Raw genomic sequence first — 7729 nt, 5'->3', positions numbered from 1 at the left:
CACACGGTTGACGTCGATAGGGTCGTCGCAGCTCATGAGGTGAGTCGACTCGCCGGCTCGACGACGAGGCGATCCGTGACAGACATCGGGACAGGAGGGGCGAGTGGACCTGTACGAGTACCAGGCGAAAGAGTTGTTTGGCCGGCATGGGGTTCCGGTGTTGCCGGGGCGGACGGTGGATTCGGCGGCCGGGGCTGGTGAGGCGGCGGCTGAGTTGGGTTCGGCTGTGGTGGTCAAGGCGCAGGTGAAGACGGGTGGGCGGGGTAAGGCTGGTGGGGTGAAGCTCGCCAGCACTCCGGAGGAGGCCCGTGAGAAGGCGTCGGGGATCTTGGGGATGGATATCAAGGGTCACACGGTGCATCAGGTGTTGGTGACGGTGGCCAGTGATATTTCGGAGGAGTATTACTTCTCGTTTTTGTTGGACCGCTCGAACCGGACGTTTTTGGCGATGTGTTCGGCCGAGGGGGGTATGGAGATCGAGCAGCTGGCGGTCGAGCGCCCCGACGCGCTCGCCAAGGTGCCGATTGACCCGATCGCGGGGGTGGACAAGGCCAAGGCGGGCGAGATCGTGGCGGCGGGGCGGATCCCGGCGGCGGTGGCGGATCAGGCGGCGGATGTGATCGTCAAGCTGTGGGAGACGTTCGTGTCCGAGGACGCCACCCTGGTCGAGGTGAACCCGCTGGTGCGCGACCCACAGGATCATGTGGTGGCGTTGGACGGCAAGGTCACCCTGGACGAGAACGCCGGGTTCCGCCACCCCGGTCACGCCGATCTGGTCGACGCCCGCACCGAGGACCCGCTGGAGGCGAAGGCGAAGGCGAAGGACCTCAACTACGTCAAGCTCGACGGGCAGGTTGGGATCATCGGTAACGGCGCCGGGCTGGTGATGTCCACCCTGGACGTGGTCGCCTACGCGGGGGAGCGCCACGGCGGTGTCGCGCCGGCGAACTTCTTGGATATTGGTGGTGGGGCGTCGGCGGAGGTGATGGCCGCCGGGCTGGATGTGGTGTTGTCGGATCCGGATGTCCGGGCGGTGTTCGTCAACGTCTTCGGTGGGATCACCGCGTGTGACGCGGTGGCCACCGGCATCGTCGAAGCACTCAAGATCCTCGGGCCGGCGGCGACGAAACCGCTGGTGGTGCGCCTGGACGGCAACAACGTCGTCGAAGGCCGACGCATCCTGACCGAGGCCGGCCATCCGTTGGTCACGTTGGTAGGCACGATGGACGATGCCGCGGACAAGGCCGCCGAACTGGCCGCCGCCGGCACTGTGGGGGCGTGAGGACAAACCGATGTCGATCTTTCTGAACGAGCGCAGCAAGGTCATCGTGCAGGGCATGACCGGCGCCGAAGGCACCAAACACACCACCAAGATGCTCGCCGCGGGCACCAACATCGTCGGCGGGGTCAACGCCCGCAAAGCCGGCCAGACCGCGAGCATCGGCGGCCGCGACCTGACGGTGTACGGCACGGTCGAGGAAGCGATCAAGGAAACCGGCGCTGACGTGTCGGTGGTGTTCGTGCCGCCCCGCTTCGCCAAGGACGCCGTCATCGAGGCCATCGACGCCGAAATACCCCTGGCGGTGGTCATCACCGAAGGCATCCCCGTGCACGACTCCGCCTACATGTGGGCGCACGCCGTCGCCACCGGCAACAAGACCCGCATCATCGGGCCGAACTGCCCCGGGATCATCTCCCCGGGCAAGTCCAACGCCGGGATCATCCCCGCCGACATCACCGGCCCCGGCCGTATCGGGCTGGTGTCCAAATCCGGCACCCTGACCTACCAGATGATGTACGAACTACGCGAGATCGGGTTCTCCACCGCCATCGGCATCGGCGGCGACCCCATCATCGGCACCACCCACATCGACGCCCTCGCCGCCTTCCAGGACGACCCCGACACCGACGCCATCGTCATGATCGGCGAGATCGGCGGCGACGCCGAAGAACGCGCCGCCGACTACATCCACAACAACCTCACCAAACCCGTCGTCGGCTACGTCGCCGGATTCACCGCACCCGAAGGCAAAACCATGGGCCACGCCGGCGCCATCGTCTCCGGCTCCTCGGGCACGGCGCAGGCCAAGAAACAAGCCCTCGAAGCCGCCGGGGTGAAGGTCGGCAAAACCCCCAGCGAGACCGCCGCGCTGATGAAAGAGATCATGAAATCGCTTGGCTGACCGCGCGGCGTGGTGGTGGGCTCACAGGGCCGCGCACTACCGTGCGGGGGCGAGCCCACCACCGCCCGACGGGCCGGTCTTCGGTCGCGGGCAGCGTCATGAAGCAGGAGGTCGCGATGAGCAACCCCACCGGTCAGCCCTCCGGGACGCCCGGTAACGAACCGGGGCCGGTGAGCGGTGTGGCCAGGGCGCTCGCGTTCGCGGTGCTCGGTCTTGCTGTGATCATATATCTACTCGGATACGCCGACGGGGTCACCGCGCTGGCGACCAGCCCGGCCGGGATCCTGGTGCTGGCCGGAGGACTCCTGGCCGGCGCCGCCGCGCTGCCCCGCACCCGCAGGCTGCTGGTTCCGGCCGTGGTGATCGCCGTGGTGGGCGTGCTGCAGATGCTGCTCGCCGTCACCCAGGGATCGGGTTCGCTGGGCACGGCGGCGATCGTGGCGGTGTTCCTCGCCGTGCTGCAGTTGATCGCGGCCGTGGCGGCGCTGCTGGTGGATCAGGGCCTGGTGAACCTCTCCTCGGACCGGCCGTCGCGGTCGGCGTACGGGCGGGGCGGTCCGCCCATTCCCGGTGTCGGGCAGCCGGGCTTCCCGCAGCAGTACCCGGGCGGGTACGGCGGTCAGTATCCGGGCGGCGCTCCGTACGGCTACCCGGGGGCGAGCCAGCCGTCGGGCCAGCAGCAGCCGGCCGAGTACGGGCAGTCGCAGTCGCCAGGTGGCTACGGCGGGTACCCGCAGCAGTCGGCCGGATACTCCGGCTACCCGCAGTCCGCCGGGTTCGGGCAGGGCGGATACCCGGCCGCCCCCGGATACGGCCAGCAGCAGCCCGGCTCCGGTGGCTACGGCGGCTACGTGCCGCAACAGGGCGGCTACGGGTCGACCTCCCAGCCGAGCTCCCAGCCGCCGTCGCCGACCTCCCAACCGACCGCGCAGTTCGGCGCCCAGCAGCCGCCCGCCGAGCCACCGGCGCCCCGGCAGCCGACGTCGACCGCCGGCGAGTCCGGCTACCCGCCGCCGCCGTCCACGCCGGAACGTCCGTACCCGTCGCCGGCCTCGGAACGGCCGGCCGCCACCACCCAGCCCGAGGGCGGCGCCTCCGGATCCGAAGGCGGCGACAACGGGACCGACGAGAAGACCGCATACATCCGGCAGCGCCCCGAGGACGGTCCCCGGGGCGGCTCCACCGGCTGATCACGCGCCCGCGTGTCCTCGTCATCCGGCGCCGCGCCGGACCCGTCGTCGGAGGCCGAACCCGAACCCCGCGCCGGGGCCCGGACGGCGGCCGACACCCGACCGGGCACGCCGGCCGACCGCCCGGAGCGTGCGCCGACCGACCGTGACGGTGACCGTGACCGGCCGGAAGGCTCGCCCGGCACCCGGTTCCGGTTGCTGGCGGCCGCCGCGCTGGCCAGCGTGCTGGTCAGCTACCTGGCGATGGTGCTGGTCGCCGCGTTGGCCGGGCTGACCGTCGGGGCCGGGCCGGCGCCGGGCGCGCTGCTCGGCGCGGCGATCCCGCTCTGGCTGGCCGGCCACCAGGTACCACTGGTGATCGACGGCGCGCCGCTGGGCGTGCTCCCGCTGGTGCCGACCGCCGGGCTGGTCGCGCTGGCCGCGTACTGGTCGGCGCGGGTGACCCGCCGGCTGGGGGCGCGGGTGCGCGAGGACGCCTCGGCGGCGGTGGCCACGCTGGCCGGCACGCACGCCTCGGTGGCCGTGCTCGCGACGGCCCTGCCTGGCACCCCGTCGCCGGCCACCCCGTGGGCGGCGCTGCTCGGCGGGGGACTGGTCACGGCGGCCGGCGCCGGCGCTGGCGCCCTGTGGGTCGCCGGGCCGCCGGCCTGGTGGTCGGACGCGCCGGGCTGGCTGCGCACCGGGTTGGCCGCGGCCGGGGTCGGCGCCTCCGCGCAGGCGAGCGCCGGGGCGTTGATGCTGCTCGCGGCGCTGCTGGCCGCGGTCGGCGAGGTGCACGCGCGGCTGGCCCTGGCCGCGCCGGGGGTGGGCGCCGGGATCGGCATCACCCTGCTGTCGGTGTGCTACCTGCCGAACGCGGTGATCGCCGCCGTCGGCTGGCTGGCCGGCCCCGGGCTGTCGATCGGGGCGGCGTCGGCGTCCCCGCTGTTCACCTCGCCGGGGCCGCTGCCCCAGGTGCCGCTCATGGCCGCCATGCCGATCACCCGGCCGCCGGCCTGGACGGTGGTGGCGTTCGTGCTTCCGCTGCTGGCCGGCGCGCTGCTCGGCCGCCACTGCCGGCGGACGGTCCGCGAGCCGATACCCCGGCTCTACTCGGTGGTGGTGGCCGTCGTCGTGGTGGCGGTCGGGTTCGCGCTGCTCGCCTCGGTGGTCGGCGGGCGGCTGGGCGCCGGGCAGTACGACCCGGTCGAGCTGCCCCCGGCGGCCATCGGCGCGGCGCTGCTGGTCTGGCTCGGGCTGCCGGCGGTCACGGTGTCCCTGCTGCCGGGGCGGGCGCGATCGGTCCGCTCGGGTGGGCGTGGCCGGACGGTCGGTGCGCGCGGGCGGGCCGGCTCGCGGCGCGGTGGGCGAGCGGCGGAGCCGTCCGACGGCGGCGTCGACGTCGAGTAGCCGTCACCGGTACGGGCGTGCCGGTGACGGCCTGTCCCGGGCGAGGGTCACCCGTCGACACGGGTGACGTCCAGGTTGCGGAACGTCGGCTCCTGGTCGCAGAGCTTGGCAAGCTTGGTCGCGAAGTCGGCGGTGACCGGGTGGTCGCTGTTCGCCATCGCCGCCCGGTGGCTGGGGAACTCGACGATCGCCAGGTGGGTGTCCGGGCGGTCCCGGTCTGAGGCCTGGATGGTCCAGCGCGCGGTGCGGGCGTCCCCGATGGCCTGCGCCCACTGGTCCACCAGCGTGTTGACGTCGTCGATCCGTCCGGTCCTCAGCTCGATCAGCTGGACGAACGAGCCGGGCTCGGTGTTGCTCAGCGCGGGGTCGCGCAACCCCGCGCGCAGCGCCGCCCTGAGCTCCTCGTTGTCCTCGTGGCCGTGCACGTCGACCGCGTGGGCCGCGCCGGCGCGCACCACCTCGTCCTCCTCGCCGATCAGGGTCAACGTGCAGCCCGACTCGCTGGGCATCTCACGGCAGTCGAGCATCATGCGGCTCATGGCACACTTCCCGGATTTCGTTATAACTGTGGGCCAGATCACAGTAGGCAGTTGATCGCGGGCCGGCGCCCTGCTTCCGGGTGAACAAGCCCACCGCCCCGGCCCGGCGCCCACCGCCCGCGCACGACCCGAAGCGGCCGCCGTCTAGGCTTGAAGGCCCCGCCGAGCAGGGGAGTCGAGGAGTCCACGCTGAGCACGTCGAACGCCCCGTACCGGCTGGAGCTGCCGGTCCCGGCCAGGATCGTCGTCCTGGTGTCCGGCTCGGGCACCCTGCTCCAGGCCCTGCTGGACGCCGCCTCGGCGGGCGACTACCCGGCCGAGGTGGCCGCCGTCGGCGCCGACCGCACCGGGATCGAGGGCCTGGCCCGCGCCGGGCGCGCCGGCCTGCCGACGTTCGCCGTGTCGCTGCGCCAGCACCCGGACCGCGAGCGGTGGAACGAGGCGCTCACCAAGTCGGTCGCCGAGCACCGACCGGACCTGGTGGTCAGCGCGGGGTTCATGAAGCTGCTGTCCCCGGACTTCCTGGCCGGCGTGGGCGCCCCGGTGCTGAACACCCACCCGGCGCTGCTGCCCGCGTTCCCCGGCGTGCACGCGGTGCGTGACGCGCTGGACTACGGCGTCAAGGTCACCGGCTGCACAGTGCACCTGGTGGACGCCGGGGTGGACACCGGGCCGGTGCTGGCGCAACGGGCGGTGCCCGTGCTGGCCGGCGACACCGAGGCCGCGCTGCACGAGCGGATCAAGACCGAAGAACGGCGGTTGCTGGTGGACACCGTGGCCGGCCTGGCCCGCCGCGGCGCCACCGTGACCGGACGAGAGGTGAGCATCCCGTGAGTCCTTCCGAGCGCCGGCCGATCCGGCGCGCGCTGATCAGCGTCTACGACAAGGCCGGCCTGCTGGACCTGGCCACCGGCCTGCACGCGGCCGGCGTGGAGATCGTCTCCACCGGGTCGACCTCGCATCGGATCGCCGACGCCGGGGTGCCGGTGACCAGGGTGGAGGAGGTCACCTCGTTCCCGGAGTGCCTGGACGGGCGGGTCAAGACGCTGCACCCCCGGATCCACGCCGGCCTGCTCGCGGACACCCGCAAGCCCGAGCACCTGTCCCAGCTCGGCCAGCTCTCGATCGCCCCGTTCGACCTGCTGGTGAGCAACCTCTACCCGTTCACCGAGACGGTGGCGTCCGGCGCGGGCGTGGAGGAGTGCGTCGAGCAGATCGACATCGGCGGCCCGGCCATGGTCAGGGCGGCGGCGAAGAACCACGCCAGCGTGGCCGTGCTGGTCGACCCGTCGCGCTACGCCTGGGCGCTGGAGCAGATCGCCGCCGGCGGGTTCGCCCTGGACGACCGGCAGCGGCTGGCCGCCGAGGCGTACCGGCACACCGCCGGCTATGACGTCGCCGTCGCATCGTGGATGGGCAACGTGCTGGCCCCCGAGGCGGCGTCCGGCGCCGGCGAGGTCGACGCCGCGCACCGGTTCCCGTCCTGGATGGGCGCGACCTGGCGGCGCCGGGCCGGCCTGCGCTACGGCGAGAACCCGCACCAGGCCGCCGCGCTGTACGTCGCCGCGCCCGGCGGCGGTTCGGAGGGCCTGGCCGGCGCGGAGCAGCTGCACGGCAAGGAGATGTCGTACAACAACTACCTGGACGCGGACGCCGCCTGGCGTGCCGCCCACGACCACCGCGACCCGTGCGTGGCGATCATCAAGCACGCCAACCCGTGCGGCATCGCGGTGGCCGCCTCGATCGCGGACGCCCACCGCAAGGCGCACGCCTGCGACCCGGTCAGCGCCTACGGCGGTGTGATCGCGGCGAACCGTGAGGTCAGCGTTGCGATGGCGGAGCAGGTCGCGGAGGTGTTCACCGAGGTCGTGGCGGCGCCGTCGTACGCGGACGGGGCGTTGGAGGTGCTCGCCCGCAAGCGCAACGTGCGGGTGCTGCGGGTGGCGGGGGTGCCCGGGCCCGGTGCCGAGCTGCGGGCGGTGAGCGGCGGCATGCTGGTCCAGAGCCGCGACATGGTCGACGCTCCGGGCGACGACCCGACCAAGTGGGAGCTGGCCACCGGCGACCCGGTGGACGACGCGACCCTGGCCGATCTGGCGTTCGCCTGGCGGGCCTGCCGGGCGGTGCGGTCGAACGCGATCCTGCTCGCCCACGACCTGGCCACCGTCGGGGTCGGGATGGGCCAGGTGAACCGGGTGGACGCCGCCGGCCTCGCGGTGCGGCGCGCCGGCGACCGGGCGGCCGGCTCGGTAGCCGCGTCCGACGCGTTCTTCCCGTTCCCGGACGGGCTCGAGCTGCTGCTGGAGGCCGGGGTGCGGGCGGTCGTCCAGCCCGGCGGGTCGATCCGCGACGACGCCGTGACCGCCGCCGCCACCGCCGCCGGAGTGCCGCTGTACCTCACCCGCACCCGGCACTTCGCGCACTGAGG

Annotated in this window: 7 protein-coding genes; 6 read left to right on the top strand and 1 reads right to left on the bottom strand. The window is 73.1% G+C overall.

Features of this window, described 5'->3' with window-relative positions; all coding sequences use genetic code 11:
- Positions 1-103 precede the first annotated feature (103 nt).
- The 4 genes from sucC to N912_RS53245 all read left to right on the top strand — a co-directional run bounded on the left by sucC (position 104) and on the right by N912_RS53245 (position 4762).
- Positions 104-1282 (top strand): ADP-forming succinate--CoA ligase subunit beta, encoded by a 1179-nt coding sequence (gene sucC, locus N912_RS0120060; protein WP_028923817.1) that lies wholly within the window; start codon positions 104-106, stop codon positions 1280-1282.
- A gap of 10 nt (positions 1283-1292) precedes the next feature.
- Positions 1293-2183 carry a succinate--CoA ligase subunit alpha gene (gene sucD / locus N912_RS0120055; RefSeq protein ID WP_028923816.1) on the top strand — a complete coding sequence of 297 codons (891 nt, stop codon included), beginning with the start codon at positions 1293-1295 and terminating at the stop codon, positions 2181-2183.
- 116 nt (positions 2184-2299) lie between these two features.
- Entirely contained in the window at positions 2300-3373 is a 1074-nt protein-coding gene (locus tag N912_RS0120050; protein WP_156993784.1) for a DUF5336 domain-containing protein, read from the top strand.
- 12 nt (positions 3374-3385) lie between these two features.
- Positions 3386-4762 carry a cell division protein PerM gene (locus N912_RS53245; protein WP_051580456.1) on the top strand — a complete coding sequence of 459 codons (1377 nt, stop codon included), beginning with the start codon at positions 3386-3388 and terminating at the stop codon, positions 4760-4762.
- 47 nt (positions 4763-4809) lie between these two features.
- Here the strand turns inward: N912_RS53245 and N912_RS0120040 are convergent, their stop codons facing one another.
- Positions 4810-5301 (bottom strand): DUF1059 domain-containing protein, encoded by a 492-nt coding sequence (locus N912_RS0120040; RefSeq protein WP_028923814.1) that lies wholly within the window; start codon positions 5299-5301, stop codon positions 4810-4812.
- A 216-nt stretch (positions 5302-5517) separates the two neighbouring features.
- Between N912_RS0120040 and purN the strand changes: the two genes are divergently transcribed.
- Both purN and purH read left to right on the top strand, forming a co-directional pair.
- A complete protein-coding gene (gene purN / locus N912_RS0120035) occupies positions 5518-6135 on the top strand; it encodes a phosphoribosylglycinamide formyltransferase (RefSeq protein WP_028923813.1) in 618 nt (205 codons plus the stop codon).
- Entirely contained in the window at positions 6132-7727 is a 1596-nt protein-coding gene (gene purH, locus N912_RS0120030) for a bifunctional phosphoribosylaminoimidazolecarboxamide formyltransferase/IMP cyclohydrolase (RefSeq protein ID WP_028923812.1), read from the top strand. Before purN ends, purH begins: the two co-directional genes overlap by 4 nt.
- Positions 7728-7729 lie beyond the last annotated feature (2 nt).

Origin of the sequence: Actinospineispora acaciae DSM 45401, from assembly GCF_000620785.1 — a bacterium.
Lineage (GTDB): Bacteria > Actinomycetota > Actinomycetes > Mycobacteriales > Pseudonocardiaceae > Pseudonocardia > Pseudonocardia acaciae.
This window is presented reverse-complemented; position numbering and strand designations above follow the sequence as displayed.

What these genes read in the sequence shown, in the direction of transcription:
- sucD (WP_028923816.1), top strand. Translation starts at nt 1,293, where the DNA reads ATGTCGATCTTTCTGAACGAGCGCAGCAAGGTCATCGTGCAGGGCATG.
- N912_RS0120050 (WP_156993784.1), top strand. Translation starts at nt 2,300, where the DNA reads ATGAGCAACCCCACCGGTCAGCCCTCCGGGACGCCCGGTAACGAACCG.
- N912_RS0120040 (WP_028923814.1), bottom strand. Translation starts at nt 5,301, where the DNA reads ATGAGCCGCATGATGCTCGACTGCCGTGAGATGCCCAGCGAGTCGGGC.